Source organism: Janthinobacterium sp. 64, assembly GCF_002813325.1.
In the GTDB taxonomy this organism is placed as follows: Bacteria; Pseudomonadota; Gammaproteobacteria; order Burkholderiales; family Burkholderiaceae_D; genus Janthinobacterium.
Map to the genome: position 1 here is coordinate 436,811 of NZ_PHUG01000001.1, position 24,730 is coordinate 461,540.

27 protein-coding genes and 1 pseudogene are annotated in these 24,730 nt (G+C 65.1%); 18 read left to right on the forward strand and 10 right to left on the reverse strand.

From position 1 onward, the window contains the following. The first annotated feature begins 196 nt into the window (after positions 1–196). The 8 genes and pseudogenes from CLU91_RS01995 (at position 197) to CLU91_RS02025 (ending at position 6,733) form a co-directional block, all read left to right on the forward strand. Positions 197–1,477, forward strand: a complete 1,281-nt coding sequence (locus CLU91_RS01995) for an arsenic transporter (RefSeq protein WP_100872759.1) — start codon at positions 197–199, stop codon at positions 1,475–1,477. 60 nt (positions 1,478–1,537) lie between these two features. After that, entirely contained in the window at positions 1,538–2,122 is a 585-nt protein-coding gene (locus tag CLU91_RS02000) for a TetR/AcrR family transcriptional regulator (RefSeq protein WP_198521216.1), read from the forward strand. A gap of 71 nt (positions 2,123–2,193) precedes the next feature. Then, a complete protein-coding gene (locus tag CLU91_RS02005) occupies positions 2,194–3,294 on the forward strand; it encodes an alkene reductase (protein ID WP_100872760.1) in 1,101 nt (366 codons plus the stop codon). Positions 3,295–3,325: 31 nt separating this feature from the next. Further along, on the forward strand, positions 3,326–3,709 hold the full coding sequence (locus CLU91_RS02010; protein ID WP_100872761.1) for a nuclear transport factor 2 family protein: 384 nt from the start codon (positions 3,326–3,328) through the stop codon (positions 3,707–3,709). A 39-nt stretch (positions 3,710–3,748) separates the two neighbouring features. Then, positions 3,749–4,378: an NAD(P)H-binding protein gene (locus CLU91_RS02015; protein ID WP_100872762.1), complete on the forward strand. Its 630-nt coding sequence runs from the start codon at positions 3,749–3,751 to the stop codon at positions 4,376–4,378. Between the two features lie 47 nt (positions 4,379–4,425). Beyond that, positions 4,426–4,842, forward strand: a pseudogene (locus CLU91_RS28350) (GNAT family N-acetyltransferase); the annotation flags it as partial. Between the two features lie 9 nt (positions 4,843–4,851). After that, a complete protein-coding gene (locus CLU91_RS28355) occupies positions 4,852–5,448 on the forward strand; it encodes a flavin reductase family protein (RefSeq protein ID WP_232730901.1) in 597 nt (198 codons plus the stop codon). Then, the gene (locus CLU91_RS02025; protein WP_157814545.1) at positions 5,432–6,733 is read left to right on the forward strand and encodes a glycosyltransferase; all 1,302 of its coding nucleotides are present in this window, start codon (positions 5,432–5,434) and stop codon (positions 6,731–6,733) included. Before CLU91_RS28355 ends, CLU91_RS02025 begins: the two co-directional genes overlap by 17 nt. Positions 6,734–6,742: 9 nt before the next feature. On the opposite strand, the gene CLU91_RS02030 is transcribed toward CLU91_RS02025, so the two are convergent. From CLU91_RS02030 to gstA, 6 genes are all read right to left on the reverse strand, one after another. Further along, positions 6,743–7,690 (reverse strand): DUF2145 domain-containing protein, encoded by a 948-nt coding sequence (locus CLU91_RS02030; RefSeq protein WP_442906396.1) that lies wholly within the window; start codon positions 7,688–7,690, stop codon positions 6,743–6,745. After that, the gene (locus tag CLU91_RS02035) at positions 7,687–8,118 is read right to left on the reverse strand and encodes a hypothetical protein (protein WP_100872765.1); all 432 of its coding nucleotides are present in this window, start codon (positions 8,116–8,118) and stop codon (positions 7,687–7,689) included. The genes CLU91_RS02030 and CLU91_RS02035 overlap by 4 nt, the downstream gene beginning before the upstream one ends. Before the next feature lie 90 nt (positions 8,119–8,208). Next, positions 8,209–9,042, reverse strand: coding sequence for an HDOD domain-containing protein (locus CLU91_RS02040; protein WP_232730587.1), 834 nt, complete (start codon positions 9,040–9,042; stop codon positions 8,209–8,211). Between the two features lie 89 nt (positions 9,043–9,131). Continuing rightward, positions 9,132–10,238 carry an acyl-CoA dehydrogenase gene (locus CLU91_RS02045; RefSeq protein WP_100872766.1) on the reverse strand — a complete coding sequence of 369 codons (1,107 nt, stop codon included), beginning with the start codon at positions 10,236–10,238 and terminating at the stop codon, positions 9,132–9,134. 61 nt (positions 10,239–10,299) lie between these two features. Then, entirely contained in the window at positions 10,300–11,856 is a 1,557-nt protein-coding gene (locus CLU91_RS02050; RefSeq protein ID WP_100876536.1) for an FAD-dependent monooxygenase, read from the reverse strand. Positions 11,857–12,130: 274 nt separating this feature from the next. Further along, on the reverse strand, positions 12,131–12,745 hold the full coding sequence (gstA, locus tag CLU91_RS02055; protein WP_100872767.1) for a glutathione transferase GstA: 615 nt from the start codon (positions 12,743–12,745) through the stop codon (positions 12,131–12,133). Positions 12,746–12,977: 232 nt separating this feature from the next. On the opposite strand from gstA, the gene CLU91_RS02060 reads away from it, so the two are divergent. From CLU91_RS02060 to CLU91_RS02075, 6 genes are all read left to right on the forward strand, one after another. Beyond that, positions 12,978–13,772 (forward strand): TOTE conflict system archaeo-eukaryotic primase domain-containing protein, encoded by a 795-nt coding sequence (locus CLU91_RS02060; RefSeq protein ID WP_100872768.1) that lies wholly within the window; start codon positions 12,978–12,980, stop codon positions 13,770–13,772. Positions 13,773–13,945: 173 nt separating this feature from the next. Then, positions 13,946–14,458 carry a DUF1579 domain-containing protein gene (locus CLU91_RS02065; RefSeq protein ID WP_100872769.1) on the forward strand — a complete coding sequence of 171 codons (513 nt, stop codon included), beginning with the start codon at positions 13,946–13,948 and terminating at the stop codon, positions 14,456–14,458. 244 nt (positions 14,459–14,702) lie between these two features. Beyond that, on the forward strand, positions 14,703–14,825 hold the full coding sequence (locus CLU91_RS28660) for a hypothetical protein (protein WP_269800617.1): 123 nt from the start codon (positions 14,703–14,705) through the stop codon (positions 14,823–14,825). 250 nt (positions 14,826–15,075) lie between these two features. Next, positions 15,076–15,270, forward strand: a complete 195-nt coding sequence (locus CLU91_RS27700) for a hypothetical protein (RefSeq protein ID WP_157814546.1) — start codon at positions 15,076–15,078, stop codon at positions 15,268–15,270. 720 nt (positions 15,271–15,990) lie between these two features. Then, entirely contained in the window at positions 15,991–16,938 is a 948-nt protein-coding gene (locus CLU91_RS02070; RefSeq protein WP_100872770.1) for an alpha/beta hydrolase, read from the forward strand. A gap of 20 nt (positions 16,939–16,958) precedes the next feature. Further along, the gene (locus tag CLU91_RS02075; RefSeq protein ID WP_100872771.1) at positions 16,959–17,165 is read left to right on the forward strand and encodes a hypothetical protein; all 207 of its coding nucleotides are present in this window, start codon (positions 16,959–16,961) and stop codon (positions 17,163–17,165) included. 52 nt (positions 17,166–17,217) lie between these two features. Here the strand turns inward: CLU91_RS02075 and CLU91_RS02080 are convergent, their stop codons facing one another. After that, positions 17,218–18,279, reverse strand: a complete 1,062-nt coding sequence (locus CLU91_RS02080) for an NAD(P)H-dependent flavin oxidoreductase (protein ID WP_100872772.1) — start codon at positions 18,277–18,279, stop codon at positions 17,218–17,220. Positions 18,280–18,366: 87 nt separating this feature from the next. On the opposite strand from CLU91_RS02080, the gene CLU91_RS02085 reads away from it, so the two are divergent. Continuing rightward, complete coding sequence (locus tag CLU91_RS02085) at positions 18,367–19,242, forward strand: LysR family transcriptional regulator (protein WP_100872773.1); 876 nt, start codon at positions 18,367–18,369, stop codon at positions 19,240–19,242. Further along, positions 19,239–20,369 (forward strand): YbfB/YjiJ family MFS transporter, encoded by a 1,131-nt coding sequence (locus CLU91_RS02090; protein ID WP_100872774.1) that lies wholly within the window; start codon positions 19,239–19,241, stop codon positions 20,367–20,369. Before CLU91_RS02085 ends, CLU91_RS02090 begins: the two co-directional genes overlap by 4 nt. Positions 20,370–20,372: 3 nt before the next feature. On the opposite strand, the gene CLU91_RS02095 is transcribed toward CLU91_RS02090, so the two are convergent. Genes CLU91_RS02095 through CLU91_RS02105 form a run of 3 tightly spaced genes read right to left on the reverse strand, consistent with a single transcriptional unit; the run spans position 20,373 to position 23,220 of the window. Then, positions 20,373–21,410, reverse strand: a complete 1,038-nt coding sequence (locus CLU91_RS02095) for a serine hydrolase domain-containing protein (protein ID WP_100872775.1) — start codon at positions 21,408–21,410, stop codon at positions 20,373–20,375. After that, entirely contained in the window at positions 21,401–22,207 is an 807-nt protein-coding gene (locus tag CLU91_RS02100) for an alpha/beta fold hydrolase (RefSeq protein WP_100872776.1), read from the reverse strand. The genes CLU91_RS02095 and CLU91_RS02100 overlap by 10 nt, the downstream gene beginning before the upstream one ends. Then, complete coding sequence (locus tag CLU91_RS02105; RefSeq protein WP_100872777.1) at positions 22,204–23,220, reverse strand: M14 family zinc carboxypeptidase; 1,017 nt, start codon at positions 23,218–23,220, stop codon at positions 22,204–22,206. Before CLU91_RS02105 ends, CLU91_RS02100 begins: the two co-directional genes overlap by 4 nt. Before the next feature lie 209 nt (positions 23,221–23,429). Between CLU91_RS02105 and CLU91_RS02110 the strand changes: the two genes are divergently transcribed. Together CLU91_RS02110 and CLU91_RS02115 are read left to right on the forward strand one after the other, a co-directional pair. Then, on the forward strand, positions 23,430–24,152 hold the full coding sequence (locus CLU91_RS02110; protein WP_100872778.1) for a hypothetical protein: 723 nt from the start codon (positions 23,430–23,432) through the stop codon (positions 24,150–24,152). Then, positions 24,149–24,724 (forward strand): RNA polymerase sigma factor, encoded by a 576-nt coding sequence (locus CLU91_RS02115; RefSeq protein WP_100872779.1) that lies wholly within the window; start codon positions 24,149–24,151, stop codon positions 24,722–24,724. The genes CLU91_RS02110 and CLU91_RS02115 overlap by 4 nt, the downstream gene beginning before the upstream one ends. The last annotated feature ends 6 nt before the right edge of the window (positions 24,725–24,730 follow it).

Consider the following 24,730-nt stretch of genomic DNA (forward strand, 5'->3'; position numbering starts at 1 on the left):
GCGGCGCTCGATGCCAGCGACGCCATCGCATTCGATAGCGCCTTTATCGACAGCTTGTGGGATTGCTACGCCCGCGGGGGAGTTTTCCGCATAGCAGGCGCGCAGGGACGCGGCGGCATTGATACGGCATTGGTTTAATTCAATATTTCCAGTATTATGGAATAATTGAACACGCCAGTGACCCGGAACTTACGCCATGCTCATCGCTTCCCTCATCTTCCTTGCCACATTAACCCTCGTCATCTGGCAGCCGCGCGGCCTGGGCATAGGCTGGAGCGCCGTCATCGGCGCTGGTGTCGCCTTGCTGGCCGGCGTCATCCATTGGGGCGACATCCCCGTCGTCTGGCATATCGTCTGGAACGCCACCGGCACGTTTGTTGCCGTGATCATCATCAGTCTGCTGCTGGACGCGGCCGGCTTCTTTGAATGGGCCGCCTTGCACGTGGCCCGCTGGGGAGGGGGCAGCGGACGCAAACTGTTCTTGCTGCTGGTCTTGCTGGGCGCGCTGGTGTCCGCCGTGTTCGCCAATGACGGCGCCGCGCTGATCCTGACGCCCATCGTCATCGCCATGCTGCGCGCGCTGAAATTTTCCGCCAAAGCTACGTTGGCCTACGTGATGGCGGCCGGTTTTATTGCCGACACGGCCAGCCTGCCGCTGGTGGTGTCGAACCTGGTCAATATCGTCTCGGCCGATTTCTTCAAGATCGGCTTTGCCGAGTACGCTTCCGTGATGGTGCCCGTCAACGTCGTCGCCGTGGCCGCCACCTTGGGCGTCTTGCTGCTCTTTTTCCGCCAGGATATTCCCCGCGACTACGATGCCTCGCAACTGAAGCGCCCGCACGCCGCCATCCGCGACCTTGCTACCTTCCGCGCCGGCTGGCTGGTGCTGGCGCTGCTGCTGGTGGGATTTTTCTCGCAAGAAGCCTTGGGCGTGCCCATCAGCCTGATCGCCGCCGTGGGTGCCGCGCTGCTGCTGGGCGTGGCGGGCAAGGGCCAGGTGATTTCCACGCGCCACGTGATCCGTCATGCGCCGTGGCACATCGTCGTCTTTTCGCTGGGCATGTATTTGGTCGTGTACGGCTTGCGCAATGCGGGCTTGACGGCGTACCTGACGGGCATGCTGAACCACTTCGCGCAGTACGGCGTGTGGGGCGCAGCCATGGGCACGGGCGTGCTGACGGCCTTATTGTCTTCGGTGATGAACAACCTGCCGACGGTGCTCGTGGGCGCGCTGGCCATCGACCCGACGACGGCGCAGGGAGCCGTGCGCGAAGCGATGATTTACGCCAACGTCATCGGCAGCGACCTGGGACCGAAGATCACGCCCATCGGCAGCCTGGCTACCTTGCTATGGCTGCACGTGCTCGACAGCAAGAACATCCACATTTCCTGGGGCTACTATTTCCGCGTCGGCATCGTGCTGACCATGCCCGTGCTGCTCGTGACCCTGGCGGCGCTTGCGCTGCGCCTGGGGTGATGGCGGAGCAGGCAATGGTTTACTAGACGACCGGTCAGATTTTTTTGCTATACTGGCCGCATGAGCAAAAAATCTTCCGCTGACATGCGCCAGCACCTGATCGATATCGCCAAGGCCCTGATGGCCGAGAAGGGCTATACGGCCGTGGGCCTGGCCGAACTGGTGGCGGCGGCCGGCGTGCCGAAAGGCTCGTTCTACTATTACTTCAAGTCGAAGGAAGAGTTTGGCCAAGCCTTGCTCGACGATTATTTCACCACTTATCTGCAGACAGTCGACGCCTTGCTGGGTGGCGCGGGCACCGCCCGCGCGCGCCTGCTCGCGTATTTTGACTACTGGCGCGCGACGCAGGCCGGCAGCGCGCCGGAAGGCAAATGCCTGGTGGTCAAGCTGGGCGCCGAAGTGTGCGACCTGTCCGTGGACATGGGCGCCGTGCTGCAGCAGGGCACGGGCGCCATCCTGGACCGCCTGACGCAATGCATCGAAGCGGGCCACCTCGACGGTTCCGTGGCGTCGGCGACGCCCGCCCGCGTGCTGGCCGAATCGCTGTACCAGCTGTGGCTGGGCGCGTCTCTAATGGTCAAGGTGGCCAGGAACGGCGGACCGTTCGACGCGGCCATGTCCACCACGCAACGGCTGCTGTCCTAGCCGTTTTTTTACCTATTAACTAGACGACCGGTCAGTTATATTGACCTCTCGCACAATATGAAAGCAGTACGATGACGGAACAGCATGAAAGCGATCTATTTTCTCCCGTCGACCTGGGCGCGCTGGCCCTGGCCAACCGCATCGTCATGGCGCCGCTCACGCGCAGCCGCATGGGCGACGATGGCGTGCCGAACGCCTTGCACGCCGAGTATTACGCCCAGCGCGCCAGCGCCGGCCTGATCATCAGCGAAGCGACGAATATCTCGCCCCAGGCGCGCGGCTATGCGATGACACCGGGCATCTGGACGGACGAGCAGGTGGCGGGCTGGAAGCTGGTGACGGACGCCGTGCATGCGGCCGGTGGCAAGATCGTTTGCCAGCTGTGGCACGTGGGACGCTTTTCCCATACGAGTCTGCAGCCCGGCGGCGCCGCGCCCGTCGCGCCTTCCGCCATCCGGGCCGAGGGCAGCACCTACATGGCCAGCGGCATGCAGCCCGTGTCCATGCCGCGCGCGCTGGACACGCGGGAAATCGCCGGCATCGTTGCCCAGTACGCGCATGCGGCCGCATGCGCGCTGCGCGCCGGTTTCGATGGCGTCGAGGTGCATTCGGCCAATAGCTACCTGCTCGACCAGTTCCTGCGCGATTCCACCAACCGGCGCACGGACGCTTATGGCGGCAGCATCGACAACCGCGCGCGCCTGACCCTGGAAGTGACCGACGCCGTGGTGCAAGTGTGGGGCGCAGCAAGGGTAGGCATCCGTTTGTCGCCCGTCACGCCCGACGCGGGCAACACGCCCGTCGACAGCGACGTGATGGCCACCTATGGCTACCTGATCAAGCAACTGAACCGCCACGCTCTGGCGTATCTGCACTTCGTCGAGGGCGCCACGGCCACCTCGCGCGACGTGCCCGATGGCGTCGATCTCGATGCGCTGCGCGCGCTGTTCACCGGCCCCTACATCGGCAACAACCATTACGACTTGCCGCTGGCGCAGGCGCGCCGCGCGCAAGGCAAGGTCGATGCGGTGGCGTTTGGCCGTCCCTTCATCGCCAACCCGGACCTCGTGGCGCGCCTGCGCCATGGCGTGCCGCTGACCGTGGCGCCGCGCGCGGCGTATTACGGCGGCGGCGCCGTCGGCTACACCGACTGGCCACCCAGCCAGTCCTGATTTTTCTTTTCACCCACCCAAGGAGCGCAACATGAACACCACCACTTATGTGCAGGATTACCAGGCCATCGTCGCCGTGCTGAATCAATACAATGCGGGCGGCGCGCAGGCCGACAGCAGCATCATGCGCCCGGCCTTCAGCGGCGAGGCCACCATTTTCGGCGTCGACGGTGAAGACAAGCTGACGGGCGGACCCATCGAAGGCCTGTTCGAAATCATCGACAGCGCCTTCCGTCCATCGCCGCAGGCAAGGGCGGCCATCGCGCGGATCGATATCGTGGGCACGGCGGCCAGCGCGCGCGTCGATACGGACGACATCTCGGGCTTCCGCTTCACCGACTTTTTCAATCTGCTCAAGGTGCAGGGCGAGTGGACCATTGTCAGCAAGATCTATCACACGCACGCGGGCGCCTGATACTGTATCGTGTGGCGTCCAGTGCATGCGGGAGAAGGAATGAAACTGATACTGATAGGCGCCACGGGCCTGGTGGGCCGCGAAGTGCTGCGCCTGGCGCTGGCTGACGGTCGCGTCACGGCCATCGTCGCGCCCGTGCGCAAGGTCTTGCCAGCGCATGCCAAATTGGAAGCGCCGCGCGTCGACTTCGACCGCTTGCCGGCGGACGCGCCATGGTGGCAGGCGGACGCCGTCATCTGCACCCTGGGCACGACCATGAAGGTGGCGGGCACGCGGCAGGCGTTCTTGCGCGTGGACCACGACTATCCGCTGGCCGTGGCGCGCCTGGCGCTGGTGGCCGGCACGCGCACGTATGCGCTCAATTCGGCCGCCGGCGCCAACGCCGCCTCACGCTTCTTCTACAACCGCGTCAAGGGAGACCTGGAACGCGACCTGGAGCAGCTGGGTTTTGCCTCGCTCACGCACGTGCGGCCGGGACTGATCGGCGGCGAACGCGAGGAGGCGCGGGCGGGCGAGGGTGCCGCCTTGCGCCTGCTGCGCGTGCTGGGGCCCGTGCTGCCGGCGCGCTGGCGCATCAATCCCGCGCCGCGCATCGCCAGCGCCTTGCTGGAAGCGGCGCTGGCCGGCGCGCCGGGCGTGCACGTCGTCGGCCCGGAACAACTGGCTTGACCGCGCGCCGCTTATAATTGCCATTCATGTTTTTTTAAGTACAAAAAATGCAAACAGTGCGTCCTTACCAGGCCGGCGACCGCGATGCCTGCCTGGCTCTTTTCGACGGCAATACGCCGCGCTTTTTCGACCCGTCCGAGCGCGCGGACTTTGCCGCCTGGCTGGAAAATTCGACACATCCGTATCTGGTCATCGAACGCGACGGACGCATCGTCGCCTGCGGCGGCCATGCGCTGGAGGCGGGCGGCACGGTGGCCAGCCTGTGCTGGGGCATGGTGGCGCAGGACGTGCAGGGCCAGGGACTGGGCCGCGCGCTGACACAGGCGCGCCTGGACGCCATCCGCGCCGTGCCGGGCGTGGCCGAGGTGAGCATGAACACCAGCCAGCACACGCAGGCCTTTTATGCGCGTTTCGGCTTTGAACCAGTCAAGGTGACGCCAGACGGCTTTGGGCCCGGCATCGACCAGTGGGACATGCTGCTGTCGCTAAATGAACGGGACCACATCGCCGCCGTGCCGCTGGAAAAAGCCTACCGGCTGCTCAATCACGGCCCGTCCATTCTCGTTTCGGCGCGCCATGCGGGCGTCGACAACGTGATGGCCGCCGCCTGGGCTTGCGCCCTCGATTTCTCGCCGCCGAAACTGACCGTGGTGCTGGACAAGGCGACGCGCACGCGCGCGCTCGTCGAAGGCAGCGGCACGTTCGTCATCCAGGTGCCGACGGCGGCGCAGCTGCAGCTGACCCATGCCGTCGGCACGCACAGCCTCGATGCGCAGCCCGACAAACTGGCGCGCGCCGGCGTGCGGCTGTTGCACATGGACGGCTATGATTTGCCGTTCGTGGCCGGCTGTTCCGCCTGGCTGGCCTGCCGGTTGATCCCCGAGCCGCACAACCAGACCGCATATGACCTGTTCATCGGCGAAGTGGTGGGTGCCTGGGCCGACACGCGCGTGTTCCGCGACGGGCACTGGCATTTCGAAGACGCCGATCCAGCCTGGCGCAGCCTGCACTATATCGCCGGTGGGCGCTTCTATGCGATCGGCGAGGCGCTCGATGCCGCCCCGGGCTGACCCGCTGGCGGGCCAGGCCGCCGTCACGCCGCTCGTCATCGTTGCCAGCAGCGGCACGGGCGGCGACATGCAACCGTTTATCGCGCTGGCGCAAGCCTTGCAGCAACGGGGGCGGCGCGTGCTGCTGCTCGTGCCAGGCTGGCAGGAAGCGGCAGCGCAGGCGTCCAGGCTGCCGTATCGCACCTTCAGCAGTGCGGCAGAGGGCCAGGCCATGCTGGGCGATCCGGGCCTGTGGGATGAGCGCAAGGGCTGGGGCGTGGTGTGGCGGGGCCTCGTGCCGCACCTGGGCACCGTGCGCGACGTGGTGCAAGGCTTGCGGGACGGTGAAGATTGCGTGGTGCTGTGCCACCCCTTCCTCGTGCCGATGGCCGCGCTGGCACGCTCCGTGCGTCCTGACTTGCGCATCGTCGCGGCGTATCTGGCGCCATCGAACCTGTGCAGCAGCCATGATTTCCTGGCGGCCGGCTCGCTGCGCATTCCCGCCTGGGTGCCGCTGGCCTGGCGCCAGGCCCTGTGGCGGCTGATCCACCGCGGCATGGTCGACCCGGTGCTGCTGCCTGGCCTGAACGGGGCGCGCGCGCAGCACGGGCTGCCGCCCGAAGCGCATTTTTTTGCGCACATGCTGGCCGCGCCGGATGCCTCGCTGGGGCTGTTTCCCGCCTGGTTCGCCGCCCCGCAGGCGGACTGGCCGCCGCATTTCGTGCAAACCGGTTTCCCCGGCGCGGCCCCGCATGGTGCTGCGGCGCTGCCACCGGAGCTGGAACGCTTTCTGGACGAGGGCGAGCCGCCCATCGTCTTCACGCCCGGTACCGGGCACCAGCACGCGCAGCGCTATTTCAGCATCGCCCTGGAAGTGTTGCGGCGGCTGGGACGGCGCGGCCTGTTCCTCACGCCCCATGCGGCGCAAGTGCCGCAGCATTTGCCCGCCAGCGTGATGTGGCAGGCGCACGTGCCATTTGCGGCCCTGCTGCCGCGCGTGGCGGCCGTGGTGCACCACGGCGGCATCGGCACCAGCGCGGACGCTTTCCGCGCGGGCATTCCGCAACTGATCGTGCCGTTCGCGTACGACCAGTTCGACAACGGCTGGAGGATCAAGCGGCTAGGCGTGGGGGATGTCTTGCTGGCCAGGCGTCTGTCGGCGGGACGCATGCGGCGGCAGCTTGCGCGCCTGCTGGCCGCGCCCGAGGTCCAGCTGGCGTGCGTCGAAGTGGCCCGCCGGATGGGGCAGGGATTGGCGCCAGCACAGTTGCTCGATCAGGTCGAAGCGGCGCTGGCCGCTGCTTAGGGACTGTCGTCAGGGAGTGTCGTGCTGCGTATCGTCGAGGGCGATGACCCGGTCGTTCGGGCCGGGCACGCAGCCGTCGGCGATCGCATCCCAGCCACGGTGCACCACCACCTGCTTGCCGTCGTGGCAGATTTCCACGCGCTCGCTGGCGGGCAGGCGCTGGCGCGCAAACGCTTCCAGGCTGGCCGGCAAGCTCACTTCCAGCTGCATCGTGCCGATGGCTTCCTGCGGGTGGTCGTCCATGTGCACGAGGGGCACGAAGATCGATCCCAGCATCAGCCAGCGCGCACCCACATCGACGGGAGCGGGCTTGTAAGGCGCGGCGCGCAGCCAGTCCTGGGCGCGCGCGCGCAAGTCGCCGCCGGCCGCCAGTTCGCCCCAGGCGGCGGCCAGCATTTCCGCCACCCACTGATTGCAATTCTGGTATTTCAGGCTGTAGGCATAGGCATTGGCGCTGTAGCGGCCCGCCAGCAATTGCTGCACGCGCACGGGGTCGAGCAGGGCGCGGCGCAGGGGCGGCACGCTTTCGGCCGGCAGTTTCACGACAGAGATGTAGCCAAGAGATGGGTTTGCCGTGCCCATGGCGAAACCGGCCGTGCCCTGGTCGAAGATGCGCGGGCGGCCTTCGTCGCAGGCGTAGTACAGCTGGCGCGCGGACCAGCCGCGGTCATTGTCGTGGCGCCAGGCCAGCGCCGCATGCGAATAGCGGATGCCGAAGCGCGCCAGGTCCAGGCCGGAGCGGCTGATCAGGGCCACGCTGCCTTCGCTGGCGGCCAGTTCCTCGCGCACGACGGCGGCAAAGCGCAACAGCCGGTCTTGTTCCGTGGCCGTGAGTTCCTGCGCGCGGTCGCAAAAGCGCGAGGAGGCGAGCGAGGTGCCCGCCTGCGCCGCGCCGGCGCCGACGATGGCGCAAACGCCCAGCAGCAGTGCCGGGAGTCTCGCGAGAAAACGGATCAAAGGCTGACGGGACGCGTGGCCATTTCGCCGTACCAGTCGTCGGCCAGCACGAGGAAGAAGGCGGCGCGCGTGTCGTTGCGCGAAAATTCGATGCCGTAGGCGCGGTTTTGCGCATGCACCACGTCGCCCTGCGCCAGCTGCTGCTTGTCGAGCGCCGCCTGCGGCAAGTCCAGCACCAGCGGCGTTGCCGTGGCGTCGGCCTGCATGGTCAGACGCGTCATGCCGTCGCGGCCCGGCAGGACGGCCACGTCGATGATGCGGTAGGGGCCATTGGCCACCTTGTTGTCGCGCGAGGAGCTGTTGCTCGAACCGTTGAGCGAATCGGAAATGCTGCCGCTCGACTGGGAGCCGGCGCTGGAGGCCGAGGAAACGAAGCTGTCGGCGTTGGCGTTGCACGCCATGGTCAAAGCTGCGGCCAGGCCGAGCATGCGTAGGGAGGTAGTCAAGGCAGTTTTCCAGTGCACGTCAATGAAAGCGCCGGGTCCATCCCGGCCTGCGCCATGATAGCAGATCGGCCATCAGCTGAGCAGTACCTCGATCAGGCCCTTCGCTTCGGCTGACGGCTGCGTGCGCAGCATCTGCAGCACGGGATCATTGTCCAGGTAGGCTTGCAGCGGCGCGCTGACGGTGATGCCGGCCTGCGGCAGCGGCGAGGGCACGGGTGCCAGCGCCTTGGCCAGCAGCAGGGTGTCGCGCAAGCCCTCGGGCGGCAGCATGATGGTCGAGCCGGGCAAGGTATTGACGGCATCGGCCACGGGCAGCGGCACGCCCAGCTGGCGCATCAGCGCGCGGCCGATCACTTCCAGCGCGGACGCCATCTGCGTTTCCAGGTGGGCGTACAGGCCCGGGGTCTTGTCGGCCTGGGCCAGCAAATAAAAGCCGGCCACTTCATGCACGATGCCGGCGAACAGGGCCGTATCGGCATCCGTGTGCGTGACGGCGCCTGCCAGCGCATGCGCCAGCGCCGCCACGTGCACGGTGTGCGCCCACAGCTGGGTGGCGCGGGCGCGCAAGGCTTCGTCGCGGATGCCTGCGTTCAGCTGGCGGATGACGGCCGCCGTCGCCAGCGCATACAGGTTGCGGTGCCCCAGCCGCTCGACGGCGGCGCGCACGCTGGTGATGGCGCTCGCCTGGCCGGGCGCGAACAGGGCCGAATTGGCCAGCGCCACGGCGCGCGCCGACAAGGTCGGTTCGCACAGCAGCAGGCGGCTGATGTCGGGCGAGTGGCAATCGGGGTTGGCCAGTTCCTTTTGCAGCAGCAGGGCCGTATTAATGCTGGTGGGAAAGGCCAGGGTTTCCGTTTCGGCGCTGGCCAGGAGTTGCGCCAGGCTGCTGAGCGTGTTGACGTGCATGGGTAGGGGAGCGGGAAGTAGCAATGCTCCCATAGTATCAGGCAATCCGGCCTGCATGGCGCCCGGCAGCCTTTTCAGCCATGCGCCTGTCAGGGCAGCAGCAATGCATGCTGGCTGGCCGTGTGAAAATCGCGCCAGACGCGGTTGATGGTGCTGTCTTCGCGGGCCGCGTACAGGCCGCAATACGGATACAGGCCATCGACGGCCGCGCGGCAGGCGGCGACCAGGTCCAGTGAACTCGTCTGTACGGCCCGCATGGCGTCCGCCTCGAGCGCCACGCCGCCCGCTACCTGGGCCCAGCTGGCATCCAGCACGGCATAAAAGCGGACGCGGGCGGCGATAAATGCGTCTTTCTTGCCTTGCAGCATGGCGGCCACTTCCGGCACGTCGAGCAACGGCAAGCCGGCGCGCGCATGGCGGCGGTGGCGCATGCACTCTTCGGCCAGTTGCATGAAATGCGCTGCCATGCCGGCCACGTTGGCGGCCAGGGTCACGTAGGCGAGTGAATAGAAAGGGTAGCGGTACAGGGGACCGCCGGCCGTCGCGGCGCTGGCGTCGATGGTGAAACCATGTTCCTTGGCAAGCCACTGGCCGTCGATCCGGTAGCTGTGCGAGGCGCTGGCGCGCATGCCGAGGCTGTTCCACGAAGGCAGCAGCTGCACCAGCGCGGCGGGCACGAGGAAGGCGCGGATGCGCGGATTGCCTTCGTCATCGAGCAGGGGCTGGCCATCGCGCCGCAGCCGGGCGTTCAGGGTGAAGTGCGTGGCCATCGGCGCGCCGCTGGCGTAGTCCCAGCTGCCCGTGATGCGGTAGCCGCCGCCTTCTTCCTCGGCATCACCGGTGGCCGCGCCGCTGCCGCCCAGGCAGACGCGCGGCGTGCCGATGATGGCCTGCGCCATGCCGGGTGCCAAAAACCCCGCAAACCAGCCTGCGCCCGCGCACAGGGTCAGCACCCAGCCCATGCTGCCATCGACGGCGGCCACGGCTTCTTCCAGGCGCACCACTTGCGGCAGGGGCAGCTCGGCGCCGCCCGCGCTGCGCGGCGCCAGCATCGTCAGCCAGCCGCGCCGGTGCAGCAAGGCTTGCTGCACCGGATGCAGGAAGCGGGCCGCATCGGCTGCCTGGGCGTGGCGCGCGATGCGGCGCGTGTCGCGCTCGGAAAGGGTAGCAATGGTAGCGAGGGCAGCGTGCGGCATGGGTAACATCCGTCTATGGCAGAGGCGGGCATTTTCGCACAGCGCGGCGCCGCCGTTGCCGTCAGCCGTGCGGCAAGGCGATTTTTTCCATCACGGCGTGCAGCAGCGTGGCATCCGGCATGTCGGCCGGGGCCGAGCGCCAGGCGATGATGCCGTCGGGCCGGACGATCACGGCGCCGTCATCGCCTGTGCCGAAAGTGTCGCCGAAGCCCTGCTCGGAGGGGAAGAGCACGTCGGCGCCGGCCAGCAAGGTCTTCAACGATAGGTGCGCGGCGGCGGCGGACCAGCGGGGATCGGCCGTCAGCAGCACGAAATCCTCGGTCAACAGGTCGATGCTGGAGATGCTGTTGCCCCGATGCCGGACCCATACGTGGGGCGCGCGCGTGCCTGGCTGGCCGGCCCAGTCGCGCGGATGGGCGGCCGGTGGCAGCGCCGCGCCAGCGCCAAGGATGGCGCCAGATCGCGTCAACTGGCCCAGTTCCATCGCCAGGTTGCCATACAAGGGTTCGTTCTGGTAGCCGTCGCCGACCCATTTCGCGTAGTCCGGCCGGGCGAAGGTTTGCTGGTGCCGCAGCCAGGCGATGGGCCGGCGCTCATCCGTATAGGTGTCGAGCAGGGCGGGGCGCGATTGCTGCCGCACGACCCTTTGCAGCTTCCATGCCAGGTTGTAGACGTCGTCGATGCCCGTGTTGGCGCCGTAGCCACCGCGCGTGGGCGGCAATTGATGGGCCGCATCGCCGGCCAGGAAAATGCGCCCCTCGCTGAACCTGTCCGCGATCAGGCCGGCCAGCTCCCAGCGCCCGGTGGTGATGAGTTCGAACGCCATGTCCTTGCCCAAGGCCTGGCGGACCAGCGCCCGCAATTGTTCGTCGGTGCTCTCGCTTTGCTCTTCAAACATGAGGAACCAGCGCCCATCGGAATATGTGCCCAGGAAACCCTGAAAGCCTGGCTGGTCGATGTCGAACTGACGGATGCCCCGTTCCAGAAAGGCGTCCGCCTCCGCGCAGCGGAACAGCACGCTGCGCAGCACGCGCAGGGGACCGGCCCCCTGGCGCGCGATGCCCAGCTGTTCGCGGATGGGGCTGGCCGCGCCATCGGCGGCGATCAGGTAATCGGCCGTGACGGCATAGCATGCGCCCGTGTCGCGCTGGCGCAGCTGCGCCGTGACGCGCTGCGCATCCTGCTGCACGGCCAGCAGTTCCACGCCCGTGCGCAGGTCGGCGCCGCGTGCGCGGGCAGCTTCGCGCAGTATCGGTTCCAGCAAGTCCTGGGCGATGGCGGCGCCGGTCGTGGGCGAAGCCTTGCCGTCGCGCTCTTCCGGCTGGCCTGGCGTCCATGGCAATTCTTCGAAGTGCTGACCCGCCAGGCTTGCCACGCGGGCGCGGCGCACGGTGGCGCCGTGCGGCACCTGGGGAATGCGTTCGGCGATGCCGGCGGCGCGGAAAAATTCCAGCGTGTGTTCCGTAAAGCCCGTGGCGCGGGGGTGGGCGGCGCTGCCGTGGTGTTTTTCAACGAGAATATGCGGCACGCCCCGCCATGCGAGGAAGAGCGAGGCTGAAAGTCCGACGAGACTGCCGCCGATGATGAGTACAGGGGTGTGGATTGAAGCTGGGTTCATGATGTCGTCCTGGATGTTGTGCAGAGCACACTCGGTCAAGGACGTGGTGAATTTTCGCGGCAGGCGCAACGCCGTTCAGGCTGCAGGGTGACGGAACGCACGCCGACGAAAAAACGGCGCACGTCCGCTTTTCGTCGTGGTCCGCGGCCCCCAGGGCTGGAATATGACCGTCCGCAGGCGGACGGCTGACCGGGGCTCACCACGCCGGTCCACCTTTTTCGACGCCACGATCTTAGCACGGGAGCCAGCCCAGGGAAACCCCGTGCAACGGCGTTCAGACGGCCTTGGCCAGTCCTTCCGCTTCCCAGGCAGCCTTGACGCTGTCGCGCTGGGCGACTCTTGCCAGGAAGGCTTGCACATTCGCCAGCGCGGACAAATCCACGCCCAGGCCCGGCGCCCAGCCCGTGATGACGAACAGGTAGGCGTCGGCCACCGTGAACGTGTCGCCCGTCAGGTAGTCCTGGCCTTCCAGGCGGCTATCCACCCATTTGTATTTCTTGCCCAGTTGCTCAATGAATAAGGCCTTGGTGGCCGTGTCGATGCGGGAATCGAACAGGGGGCTGAACGATTTATGCAGCTCGGACGTGATGTAGTTCTGCCACTCCAGCACCTTGTAGCGGGCCAAGCTGCCCACGGGCGGCAATAGATCCTGCTTGCCGGCCCGTTCGGCGATGTACTGGGCGATGACGGGGCCTTCGCTCAAGGTCGTTCCATCGTCGAGTGCCAGCAGCGGCACTTGTCCCTTCGGGTTGAGTTCATAGTAATTGCCGCCTTCCTGCGTGCGGTGCTGTCCCAGGTCGACCTTGACCAAGGTGAATGGCGTGCCCGTTTCGCGCAGGATGATGTGCGGCGCCTGCGAGCAGGCGCCCGGCGAGTAAAAGAGTTTCATGGCGATCCTGTCCTTGAAAAGGTGGGGAAGATGCCACTATAGACCTGCGCCGTCGCACGGTAAACGCATGTTCGCGTGGCGACTATTTCTGCCCGGTGCACGATTGCGCTGGCTCAAACGGCCATCGGCCGCGCCGGCGGAACGTCATCGCATCAGGGAACTTCTTTGGGCAGGGGAGGCTATAATCCGGGCACGTTGACAAGTGTTGCTCAACGTCATTACGAGGCCGCCCATGCATAAACTGATTTCCGAACTCACCCGACTGTACCTGTTCGAGGAACAGCAGCACTACGTCGATGCGCAGGGCGGCGCGCAGCCGTTGACGCCGGCCGTGCTGGCGCGCCATCTGTCGGGCGAACAGACGGTGGCCGTACAACTCGTGACCGAAAGCGGCCTGACGCGCGCGCTGGTGCTGGAGTTTGGCGGCAAGGGCGGCGGCGAAGCGCACTGGAGCGCGCTGTGCACGATTGCCAATGCCGTGCAGCATGAGCTGGACTTGCCGGCGCCCGCCGTCAGCATCTCGGGCACGGCGTTCCAGCTGTGGCTGTCGCTGGCCACGCCCGTGCCCGTCGCCCAGGCGCGCCAGTTCGCGCAGCTGCTGCGCTCGACCTTTTTACCTGCCTCGACCGACATCCTCGCCACCGCGCCGCCAGACTACGTGGAGCAGGTGGCGCTGCCGCCATGTTTGCAGCCGTCGGGCAAGTGGGCCGCCTTCATCCACCCCAGCATGGGCGCCGCCTTCGTCGACGAACCTGGCCTGGACATGCCGCCGCCGCCATCCGCCCAGCTGGGCTTCCTGGAAAGCTTGCGCAGCATCAACCCCGCCCAGTTCGCGCAGGCGCTGGCGAAATTGCAGGGACATGCGGGGCTGGCTGTCGCCGTGCCCGCTCCCGTCGCCGCCGTATTGCCAGTGATAACGTCCGCCACTGCGCCGGGCTTGCTGCTGCAGGACGCCACGCTGGAAGACATCGTGCGCTGGCTGCATGCGCGCAATATCGAGCCGACGTTCCGGCACAGCTTGCCGTAACGGGGCGATTGCGGATGTTGGCGGCAGGCGGCCAGCAGCGGACATCTGACGGATGTGACAATGTATGTATTTTTCTTACCCGCAATTTGCTATTCTCTACGGCCGCGCTGGCCCATGTCGGCAATGCAAAGTCAGGCCGAGCAGCGTCCTATATTAATTCCAGGAAACCATCAATGCACTTGCCCGCCGAGAAAAACGCCCCCCTAGATTTTGATTTCATCATCGGCGATTGGCTGGTGAAACATCGCCGGCTCAATTCCAGATTCACCAATTGCAAGGAATGGACGGAGTTTGACGGGCTCTCTTCGACCGTCAAGACACTGGGTGGCTTTGGAAACCTGGAGGACAACGTTCTCTATTTCCCGGAAGGTAGCTTCCGGGCCCTTGCCCTGCGCTCGTTTTGTGTGAAATCCGACGCCTGGTCGATCTGGTGGCTCGATGCACGCAAGCCGACGACGCTCGATGTCCCTGTCGTTGGAAAGTTTTCCAATCACATCGGCGTATTTTTTGCAGATGACCTACTCGATGGCCAGGCAATAAAAGTACGCTTTACCTGGACTGCCACCCCTGGGGAAAATCCCCGTTGGGATCAGGCTTTTTCCAAGGACCAAGGAAGAACATGGGAAACGAACTGGACTATGGACTTCGTGCGCGCCACACAGGAAATGGCAGCCATTCAGCCTTGAAGGCTGAGACTGCCAACGGCGGCAAGCGTCCAGAAGAGGCCGGTCGCGCTTTTAGCTCTTCCTTCAGCCGAGCTTAGCTGCGCCGCTGATCATTTACATTAGGCTGCTCGTGAGAACAAATTTTCATTGCACCTCGATCGAAGATTATGGCAACGGCCGGTTGGCAATTGTTCGTGGCTCATTATCGTCGGGAACTGTATCCACTGAGATGTCACTTCATATTGGATTGAGTGGCACATTCGGCATGACGATTCCAATCACTGACATACTCGATTCCGGCGAGCTATTGATTGACTGCGACGATCAAGAAGGCGTGGAGATGCTTCTTGCATTTGAGGTGGTGCACGAAGATCTCGATCTTGGGTAGAACTCAATATCATCATGCCTACGCTCAAGTGTCCGTTTTGGGGCTGAAGCCGGCAGCGACGGCAACCGGCCAAGAGCGGACGTAACGTTTCCTTCTACAAACCACATTCCTAACGTATGAGTTATTCAATTCAAGCCATTATCGCCAAGCAAGGAATTTTTGCTAAGGGGCTCTACAGAATATATGTTCCACGCTTGGCGCTCACGGGCCAGTTGCATATATCGAAGCAGAGTTCTTCGGTGGAAGTGGCATGCAAGCTCACGTATTGATTCCAGGGCAAGGCGCCGATACGCTCGTTGTCGTTTCAGACGACGCCATCAATCTGGCGCTTGGTTGGCTTGGTTGGCTTGGTGTGCAGCCTCTCGACAACGAAGATCAGTTTGATACAGTTGGGCTTAACAAGCATCGAGAAACCGATTCGTGGATTGTCGGCAGTCATCCTTAAGGTATGCAACGGGGTGGAACCTGGCCACTACGGCAACCGGCCAGTATCAGCGGTTTCGAACAGAAGGATTGAGACATGGACCCGATTCTACTTTTTATAGTCGAGGATGCTTTTCAAATTACCGGTCGTGGATGCGTTCTTGCCCCTGGGCCCTCGGCAGAGCAAGGTAGCCAACGAGTTCGAATCGGGGATGGTCTGCGCTTGCGCAAGCCAGATGGGCATAGCTTTGACACTGTGATTCAAGGCGTGGAAATGATAGGGCGCCGTCCCAGACCAAAGGTCATCACAGCGCCAATCCTTTTGCCAAGAAACGTTAAGAAAGGTGATATTCCAATAGGAACTGAAGTGTGGCTTCTTCCTTCAACCTGATGTCAATGTACTCAACGCAGTTCAACGCCTGAAATAGGCATTGCGCTCATCTGCATAGTCCTGTGTCCGCTTTGGGACTATTGTGTTGAAAAACGCGGGTACGTTGACGATTACATAGAAATCCTGCCAGCCTGGACTGGCCAGAACCACCGCTATTGAACGATCACCGACTGCTTGGAGGTCCGAGGCATCCCGGAATGGTTGCCGCTCGACAATGTCAAGACAATAGGCCAGAAGCAGTCAGTCAGTCAGTCAGTCAGTCAGTCAGTCAGTCAGTCAGTCAGTTTGACTGGCTTACCCTGATTTCGGCATCAAATTTTTGTCGGCTCACCATGTCTGGAATGAAATCCTGTGAAATATCTTTTCAGTATTATCGCGGTGTTTGCTTGTACGAATGTGCATGCTGCTGCATGGCAGCCTGCCAGCGGATACCAGCAATTGCCGATCTGGCCAGGAGTGATACCTGACGCGAAATCAGCCGCCGGGCCGGAAGACGAGGTGACGTTACGGGAAGATCGGCTCATCGCAGGAAGGCCCTGGCTGGAACTGGATAACGTCACGCGGCCGACGATGACAATTTACTCGCCAAAGGGAAGAAACACGGGCGCTGCCGTTATCGTTTTTCCCGGCGGAGGCTATTGGGGGCTGGCCATCGACCTGGAAGGAACGGAAGTTTGTGACTGGCTGACATCGACTGGTATTACGTGCGTGCTGTTGAAATATCGTGTCCCCGGATCAGGTCCCCACTGGGACCAAATCCGTAATGTCCGTGTCATTCCAAGGACGCATACGGCGTTGCAAGATGCACAGAGAACGTTGGGCCTCGTTCGCCATCATGCCGTTGACTGGAAAATTGACCCGAACAAGATCGGGGTGCTGGGGTTTTCTGCCGGCGGTCACCTGGTCGCGTCTATCAGTACGCATCATCAGCGGATATATGCGCCTGTCGACAAGGCAGACGAGGAAAGCTGTCGTCCCGATTTTGCGGTGTCTCTTTATCCTGGCCATATGTCGGTCAACTATAGAGACGACCTTTCAAGGCTGAACCCAAGCATTGAAGTCACCAGTCAAACACCTCCGACCTTCCTGCTGCATGCGCAAGACGATCCGGTAGACCCGGTAGAGTTTTCTCTTCTTTATTATGCGGCCCTGAAGAATGCGAATGTACCCGTTGAGATGCATTTGTTCGCCGAGGGAGGGCACGCGTTCGGGCTCCGTCCTACGCAGTTTCCAATCACGAAGTGGCCCACCTTGGTTGAAACGTGGCTGGGTACGATGGGAATGATACCGAAGAAATAATAATGCATGCAATCTGGCCTATGAATATCAACTACACATCCGATCAGCCATGCGCCGAGGCGTTCAAGGCACTGTACGACAGTTCCATTCTTGACGATTGTCGCGACGCCGGCATTGCGGATGTCCAGCTTTTCAGCGCCAAAGGCAAGTCGCTATTCTACGAAAAACTGGAATTTTCCTCGCGACCGGAAGATGCGCCCGGCATGCAATTCAGGACCGCCACCTGAGTACTGCGGCCGCAGCCTCGCGCCAGATATCTCTCTGGCCGGCATGCTGACTTCAAGCCGCCATTTCCCTGGCCAAGGTCAACACCAGTTCCGCCGCCCCCATTTCCCGCGCCAGCGGGGCGCCCTGGCCGGCCCACTGTGCGGCAAATTCGCTGTTGCCGTGCTGGCTGGCCAGCGCGTTCAATTGTTTGGCGGCATCGTAGGCGACGGGGTAGTCGGCTGGCGGCGGGCTGCCTGGCGCCTCGCCATACTCGATCAAGCGGTTCACCATGCCGCGCGCCAGGCGGCCCGAGAGCACGCTGGTCAGGCGCGTGGCCGATGCCCGCGCGCTTTTCAGGTTGGCCCGATAGCCGGCATTGGCCGACGATTCCGGGCACAGCACGAACGCCGTGCCCAGCTGGGCGGCTGCGGCGCCCAGGTCCAGCGCGGCGCGGATACCTTGTCCATCCATGATGCCGCCGGCGGCGATCAGGGGTAGCGTGGTGTGGCCCGCCAGCAGGCGCAGCAGCACACTGGTGCTGTGGTGCTCGTCCGGCGCTTGCGGGTCGAAAACCCCGCGATGTCCACCCGCTTCCACGCCTTGCGCCACGATGGCGTCGACTCCCGCCTGTTCGATCAGGGTCGCTTCGCGCAGATTCGTGGCCGTGGCCATGGTGTAGATGCCGGCCTGGCGCAGGGCGGCAATCTGCTGCTGCGTCGGCACGCCGAAATGAAAGCTGACGACGGCGGGGCGCTGTTCCAGCAACAGGGCGAATGCCGCCTCATTGCCGATGAACGTTTCGTAGATTTCGTCGAGCGCCACGGGCGCGGCCGCGCCCAGCTCGGCAAACAGGGGCGCCAGATGGGCCAGCCAGGCCGCTTCGCGCTGCGCATCGCGCACGGCCGGCGCATGGCAAAACACATTCACATTGAAGGGGCGGTCCGTCAGCGCGCGCGTGTCGACGATCATCTGGCGCGCCTGCGCCACCGTGCCCGCGCCGATGGCGAGCGAGCCGAGACCGCCCGCGTTCGAGACGGCGGCGGCCATCCGGGGCGTGGAGATTGCGGCCATCGGCGCCTGGATGATGGGAAATTGCAAGCCGAGACGGTCGAGGAAGGGCTGGATTGAAGTCATGATGTTTCCTTCATGAAGTTGAGGATGCTGCATTCAATTCGTATTTTGAGAATATAATAGCAAAATCATTTTCAAAGGGGGAATACGATGGAGTCCGAATCATTGCGGATTTTTTGCTCTGTCGCCAGTGAACTGAGCGTCACCCAGGCCGCAGCCCGGCTGGGCCGGGCGCCGTCCAGCGTCACCACGCGCATCCAGCAGCTCGAAGCCGATATCGGCGCGCAATTGTTTGTGCGCGCGAATAAACGCATGGCCCTGACGGCGGCGGGCGAGCGCTTTCTCGATTACGCGCAGCGTTTGCTGGCGCTGGCGGAAGAAGCGCGGCACGTCGTCACGGGCGGGCGCGAGGGCGGCACCTTGCGCGTGGGCAGCATGGAAAGCACGGCGGCCAGCCGCCTGCCGGCGCTGCTGGCCGCGTATCACGCCCGCCATCCGGCGACGCGTTTGGCGCTGAGCACGGGGCCGTCGCGCCCCCTGATCGAGCAAGTGCGCACGGGTTTGCTCGACTGCGCCTTCGTCGCCTTGCCGCCCGCCTTCGGCGGCGCCGTCGCGCTGGAGGAACTTGGCCTGGCATCAACGGCCGTGTGGCGCGAAGAACTGTGTTTGCTGCTGCCGGCCAGCGAAGGGCCGCTGCGCCGCGCCGTGGACGTGCGCACGCGCTCGCTGGCGGCCTTTCCGCAGGGCTGTACCTACCGTGGCATCGCCGAAGAGCTGCTGGGCGTGGCCGGCAGCACGCAGTGGCAGGTGCAGGAAATGAGCTCGTATCACACCATGATCGCCTGCGTGGCGGCCGGCGCCTGCGTGACCGTGTTGCCGGCCAGCGTGCTGGCGCTGTCGGATGCGCCTGCCACCCTGAAAACACTGTCGGTTGGGCACGCCGACACCATGCTCGTGTGGCGCGCCGGGTTCGACGTGCCCGCCTTCCAGCAGTTGCTGGCGCAAGTGGACCAGGCGTCCCCATGAGCGCGGGCGCCAGGCTGCGCGCGGCCATCGCGGCGGCCGTCATTCTCGCCATCGGCATGGGCTTTGGCCGTTTCGCCTTTACGGCCATCTACCCGCACATGGTGGCGGAAGGCATCTTGAGCTTGCGCGACGGCAGCCTGGCCGCCTCGGCCAACTATGCCGGTTATTTGCTGGGCGCCATCCTGGCCATGCGCGCGCGGGCCCACAATGCGCACCAGCTGTGCCTGTGGTCGGTGGCTGGCACGGCGCTGTGCCTGGGCGTGCTGGCCTTGACTATGCCCGTCTGGCTCATCGTGACGGTACGGGGCGTGGCGGGTGTCTTCAGCGCCCTGGCCATGGTGGCCGCCTCGCTATGGCTGCTAGTGCAGCGCGGACATGGTCGCGGCACGCCGCTGCTGTATGCGGGCGTGGGCGCGGGCATCGCCGTGTCGGCCGAATTGCTGGTGCTGGCTTCGCAACTGGGCTGGCACAGCGCCGGCATGTGGCTGCTGCTGGCCGGCGTCACCGCGCTGCTGGGGCTGGCGGCCGCGCCCGCCATTGCCGCCAGCGGCCAGGCGACGCTGGACGTGCCGGCGCAAGTTGGCGCAATTGCGCTGGCGCCCGTGGCGCCGTGGCCGCTGGTGCTGATCTACGGACTGGCTGGGCTCGGTTACATCGTCACGGCCACGTATTTGCCCGTGCTGGTCGGCACGGCCTTGCCCGGACTCAATTCAGCCCACGTGTGGGCCGTGTTCGGCCTGGGTGCGGCGCCCTCGTGTTTCCTGTGGCACCGCCTGCACGAGCGATTTGGCACGCGCCAGGTGCTCAGGCTCAATTTGCTGCTGCAGGCGCTGGGCGTGGCCTTGCCCGTGCTGGCGCCCTCGGCCGCCGGTTACTTGCTCAGCGCCATCCTCGTCGGCGGCACGTTCGTCGGCACGGTGACCGTCGCCATGCCGGCCGCGCAACGGGCCGCCGTCAAGGCAGGGACCAGCATGATGGCCGTCATGACGGTGGTGTATGGCGTGGGCCAGATCGTCGGCCCCGTGCTGGCCGGCAGCCTGTATGCGCAGTCGCACAGTTTTAATAGCGCGCTGCTGGCGGCGGCCGGCGCGCTGCTGCTGGCCATAGTCGTGAGCTTGCGGCTGTAAGACTCAGAGACCGAAGGCGCAGCGCATGAAGTCGCCCCGGATGTCGTTGATCCTGTCGAACGCGCGCGTGTAATACAGCTTGTTCGTCAGCAGCACTGCATAGCGGCCGCGCCGGGGGCTGAGCCACATGGCCGTGCCCGTGAAGCCCAGGTGGCACCAGACGTCGTCTTGCGGCCCGGTGCCTGCCGCCGGGTGCCAGAACAGGCCACGCGATGGAGTCAAGGACCCCGTCCGCACCGTCAGCGATTCCCTCACCCAATCGGCGTCGAACACCGCGCCATGCGGAATCAGCATTGCCCGCAGGAAGCGCTGCAGGTCCGGCACGTTGGAAAACAGGCCCGAAATGCCGCACACGCCGCCCAGCAGCCGGGTTGAAAAGTCATGCACCGTGCCGGCAAGATGGGCGCCTGCTTCGTCGCAGTACTCGGTCGGCGCGACCAGCTGGCCTTGCCGTGGCGCCACAGGACCATAGCCCGTGGCGGCCATGCCCAGAGGCTGCAGCACATGCTCGGCCAGCGCCAGGTCCAGCGGCATGCCCAGCAGCCTCTCGATGACCAGGCCGAGGATCAGGGCTGCACGGTCCGTGTATTCCACGGCTACGCCCGGCGTGCCTTCCAGCGGCTCGCGCAGCACGCCGCGCACGATATCGTCGTACACGTCGCCATAGCTGGCGCGCAGGCGGGCGCGCAGCGGCAAGCCGGCCGTGTGCGTCAGCAGCTGGAAAACCGTGATGGGCGCCAGTGCATAGCCTGCCGTGCCGGGCAGCAGGTCGGCCAGCCGGCTGTCCAGGGCCAGGCGTTTCTGGCCAATCAGCCTGCCGATCAGCGACCAGACGCTGATGATCTTGGTCAGCGAGGCGATGTCGAACAAGGTGTCGACCTGCATCGCGGCGCTGGCGGGCTCGGGCGTGAGCCGCCCGGCCGCGCCCATGATGTGGTGGTCGACGCTGCCCACGGCCCAGGCCGCGCCCGGAAAAACGTGTTCGCGTACGCCGGCTTGCGCCAGCGCCGTCAGTTTGTCTGCCAGGTGTGCTATTGGCATATTGATTGTGTCGTGGATATCTTGCGATGCTCTGCCGCTGCGCCCCCTAGCCAGCGCGCCACCGACTGCGCCACCCATTCCCCCTCGTCCAAGGGCAAGTCGTGGCCCGCGGCGCCGTGGATCAAACAATCGGCTTGCCAGGCGCGCGCCAGTTGCTGCGAGCAGCGGTGGTCGACCAGCCGGTCTTGCGCGCCGGCCATCACCAGCACGGGCATGGTGGGGCGGCTTGCGGGTGCGCGGTAGCGGGCGGCCGACAGCAGCTGGCGCAGCGCGTTGCGCCGGCTGACCGGGTATTCTTGCTGAAAACTGAGCCAGTCGGCCAGCAGCGCGGGATTGCCGCCAGCATGCCGCTGGCTGGTCAGGCGCAGGATCAGACTTTCCTGGCTACTTTTGTCGCCCAGCAGCAGCTGGCGCAGCAGCGCGCCATAGTTCTGCCAGCGCAGGCGCCGGTAAAACGGACTATACGGCCGCATGCTGGTGTTGATCAGTACGCAGCGGGCGATTTCCTGCGGGTAGCGGCTAGCCCATTCCACGGCCACCATGCCGCCCAGCGACAGGGCCAGCAAGTGGTACGGCGCGGCGACGCCGCGGGCCAGCAAGTCTGCGCGACAGTCTTCCACCATGGCGGCCACGCGGGTGGCGCTGTCCTGCGCGTGGTGCGTGCCGTTGCCGGGCAAATCGGGCGTGACGATGTGGGCGCCGCGCAAGGCGCGCGCGAGGGTGGCGGGAAAGCTGCCCCAATGGCGCTGTTCGCGCATCAGGCCGCGCAATAAAACCCAGGTGTGCGCTCCGTTCATGATTCGTACCATTGCGCCAGCGCGCGCCGGCGCTGGGCCTTGCGCAGCAAGCCTTCCGGCATCCAGCGGCCGTGGCTGCTGGCGGCGCGCATGAGGAAATCGAACCACACGAGGTGCCGGCGCAGCACGCGCTGCAGCCGGTGCGCGGCCGTGGGATTAAAGATGCTGACCCGGTTGAACAGCTGGCGCGGGTTTTTCTTGACCCATAGCCACGATCCCATTTCCAGCGTCAGCGGCAGGAACACGCGCCCGCTGTAGCTGGTGCCGTTCAGGTACAGATAGTCCCACAGGTCGCCATGCGTGCGGTATTGCCGGCTTTGCGGCTCGAATACATAGTTGTGGTTGGGGTAGCTCTGGCTGAACAGCTCTTCCAGTGCGCCGATCTCGGCCAGGTGTTCGATGGGCACCTTGGTGTGCGCATGGGGAAACCAGATGCGGTCGCGCAAGCCGAAGCCGGAATGGCAATCGAGGGCGATGCTGAACTGGCGCGACAGCAGTTCGCGCTCGACGAGGTCGCACACGGCCTGGCTTTCCGCTTCCATCGGTCCCTCCGCCGCGCCGCGGTACCAGGGCAGGCGCGCGCTGTAGCGCTGGCCACCGAGCATGAACGGCACTTTTTCGCGCGCGCTCAATGGCGCATTGCGCATCAGGTCCACGCCTTGCGGATTGCAGCGCGTGGCTTGCCACATGCCGCCCGGATTGACCAGCGGCATGAACACGAGGCGCATGCTTTCCAGCTGCTGGTGCAAGGTGGCGTCCCAGCGCAGGCGCGCGATCAGGCTTTCCAAAAAGGAGAGCAGCACTTGCGTGCCGATGCGTTCGAGGCCGTGGATGCCGCCAAAAAAGCCCAGCACGGGCACGTCGGGGCTGGGATTGCCCATGGCGATCGAGTACACGGGAAACTCGCGCCCATCCATGGCGATGCTGCAGGGCGCGGCCACTTCCAGGTGGCTGCCGCCCTCGTCGATGAGGCGTTTCAGCATGACCAGCTCGGGCAGATTCTTTTCGATCATCAGGCGTCTGAAAGGGAGAGTAGCAGCCAGTGTAGCCGAAATCGCCGCCGCGCCCGACGTCCCGCATGGCGAAATTTGCGCACGCTGCTGATGTCACGAAGCCGTCATGTTTGCTGTGTAGGCTATTGCAGTTGACGCAAGAATTATTACTTGGCAATACCCCATTTCCACGCAGTTCCACCCTCACACGATAGCGACACGATAGCGATATGACAGGCAGCCCGGCATCCGTGCATGTGCTAGCGCTGGCGGGATACCTGGTACTGCTGGGTTTCCTGACCGCGGTGGGACCGGTGCGGGCGCAACCGGCCGATGGTCCCGTGCTGCAGTTCGATATCGCCGCGCAAAACCTCGGCGATGCGCTCGACCTGTACAGCCGCCGCACGGGCATTGCCGTGCTGATGGACCAGCGCTACGCGCAGCGCCAGTCGGCCGCCGTGCGCGGCCCCCATGCGGCGGACGCGGCCCTGCAAGTTTTGCTGGAAGGCACGGGCCTGCTATCGCGTCTGTCCGATGCGCAAGCCGTCATCGTGTATGCGCCGGCCGCAGCTGAATTGCCGCAAGTCAGCGTCGTGGCCGCCGCCGATATTCCCGGCGCCACGCAGGGCGGCGGCGACCATGCGGCCTATGTCAGCCGCTTGCAGCACGTGCTGCTGGGACTGCTGTGCCGCGCGGCGCAGACGCGTCCCGGCGGCTACCGGCTGGCGCTGCAACTGTATCTGAACCGCGCCGGCGTGGTGGACCGCGTGCACCTGCTCGACAGCACGGGTTTGCGCGCGCGCGACACGGCCATCGCGCGCGTGGTGCTGGGCATGCGCGTGGGCGCCGCGCCGCTGCCCACGATGCCGCAGCCCGTCTCCATCCTGCTGCTGCCGCAAGGGCCGGGCAGCGAAGTCGATTGCGCCGGTGTGCCGGGTAGAAACGCGCCATGAGCCTGCCCGACCTGCGCACCAAGCTCAAACGCCACCTCAGTTCGCGCTACGCCGTGCTGCGCTGGCGCCTTGAAAGGGTGGTCGGCTGCAAGCACCATGCGGCCGATGCGCTGCAGGAAACCTGGCTGCGCCTCGAAGCGATGGTGGCGCCGGGGCCGGCCGCCGCGCCCGTCCACAATCCCGACGCCTATCTGCTGCGCATGGCGGCCAATATCGCCACCGATGCCTACCGCCGCGACCGCATCATCGTCACCGAGCGCGAACGCGAAGAGCTGATGCACATGGCCGATGAGGCCGGCGACGACATCAGCGACCCGGCGCGCATCGTCTCGGCGCGGCTCGACGTGCAGGCGCTCGACTCTGCGCTGGCGGGCCTGTCGCCGCGCCGCCGCGCCATTTTGACCGGCGCCAGGGTCGATGGCTTGCTCAATGAAGAAATTGCCGAGCGTTTCGGTATTTCCGTGGCGATGGTGAAGAAAGAATTGCAGGCCGCCATGCAACACTGTAAAACGTGCATGGCCGACGCCGAGGCCGTCCAGCGCAGCGATGTGTCGGGCCGCCGTAAATATTGATGAAAC